Here is a 1,438-nt window from a genome sequence, read left to right on the forward strand (position 1 = left end):
CAGGGCAGAGCGGCCGCGGCGGCGCCGCGCGGCGTGCGGTCGGCGGCGCTCAATGCAGCACCCGCTCGGAAGCAGCCAGGAACGCCAGCAGCGCGCCGTCGAAGCCGTCGGGGTCTTCCAGCTGCGGCCAGTGGCCGACGTGGGGCAGGTCCAGGTGGCGCGCATCGGGCAGCACCTGCGCCAGCGCCTGCAGCGCCTCGGGCGGGGTGCATCGGTCCTGCTCGCCGCCCAGCAGCAAGGTGGGCATGTGCAGTCGCGACAGCTCGGCCGCGCTGCGCGCGAACGTGGGCAGCGCCTCCAGCGCGCGGCGGTAGGCCGAGCGGTGCACCTGGCCCATGGCGTGGCCGGCCAGGCGCACGCCCTCGGGCAGTGCGCCGGTGCCGATGTGGCGCGGCACCAGGCGCTGGGCGATCTGCTCCATCGACTGGCCGGCATCCAGTTCGGCCAGGCGCGGCGCCACCCATTCGTCCAGGCTGTGCGCATCCAGGGCCGGCCCGCCGCTGCACAGCACCAGCCGGCGCACCAGCGAAGGCTCGCGCAGCGCCACCTCGATGGCGATCATGGCGCCCAGGCCGTGGCCCACCAGCACGGCGGGGCCGCACTGCAGCGCCTGCAGCAACTGCACGCAGCTGTTGGCCAAGCCCTTGAAGCTGTAGGGCTCGATGGGGGCGCTGCGGCCGTAGCCGGGCATGTCCCAGGCCACGGCGCGGTAGCCGGCCGTCGCCAGGGTCTCGACCTGGGGAGCGAAAGTGAGGTGGTCGCCGTCCGCGTCGTGCAGCATGAGCACGGTGGGTCCGGAGCCGAGGGTCGTGAAAGTGGGTAGAAGGGCCATGAAGAGAACGGCAGGCGCCGCGGCCGCCGGCAGCAAATCGCCAGGCGCCGGACCATAATAGCCGACCCCTTCCCTCCGGCCGCCCGCGCCCGCGCCTTCGTGAACAGCCCCCTGCACCGCCCCATCGCCGCCCGTCCGCCCGGTTTCTCCACGCGCGAGTTCCGCGATGCGCTGGGCATGTTCGCCACGGGCGTGACCATCGTCACCGCGCGCGGCCCGGACGGCGGGCTCATCGGCCTCACGGCCAGCTCCTTCAATTCGGTTTCGCTGCAGCCCCCGCTGGTGCTGTGGAGCCTGGCGCACAAGGCCTCCACGCTGACGGCCCTGTCGGCCGGCTCCCACTACGCGATCAACGTGCTGGCGGCCGACCAGCGCGCCCTGGCCGAGCGCTTCGCCTCGCGCGGCGTGGACCGCTGGGCCGGCGTGGCCCACCAGCCGGGCATCGCCGGCGCCCCGGTGCTGGACGGCGCCGCGGCGGTGTTCGAGTGCTTCAACCGCAGCCAGTACGTGGAGGGCGACCACACGATCTTCGTGGGCGAGGTGGAGCGCTGCAGCCACCGCACGGGCGCCTCGCCGCTGCTCTACCACGGCGGCACGTTCTACACC

Annotated in this window: 2 protein-coding genes; one reads left to right on the top strand and one right to left on the bottom strand. The window is 73.9% G+C overall.

The features are described from left to right. Positions 1-49 precede the first annotated feature (49 nt). A complete protein-coding gene (locus AC27KI_RS24740; RefSeq protein ID WP_272566145.1) occupies positions 50-832 on the bottom strand; it encodes an alpha/beta fold hydrolase in 783 nt (260 codons plus the stop codon). 99 nt (positions 833-931) lie between these two features. Here AC27KI_RS24740 and AC27KI_RS24745 point away from each other — a divergent pair. Further along, on the top strand, positions 932-1,438 hold a 507-nt coding region (locus AC27KI_RS24745), incomplete at its 3' end, for a flavin reductase family protein (protein ID WP_487116425.1).

It is taken from the genome of Acidovorax sp. KPB24-03 (assembly GCF_057546605.1).

What these genes read in the sequence shown, in the direction of transcription:
- AC27KI_RS24740 (WP_272566145.1), bottom strand. Translation starts at nt 832, where the DNA reads ATGGCCCTTCTACCCACTTTCACGACCCTCGGCTCCGGACCCACCGTG.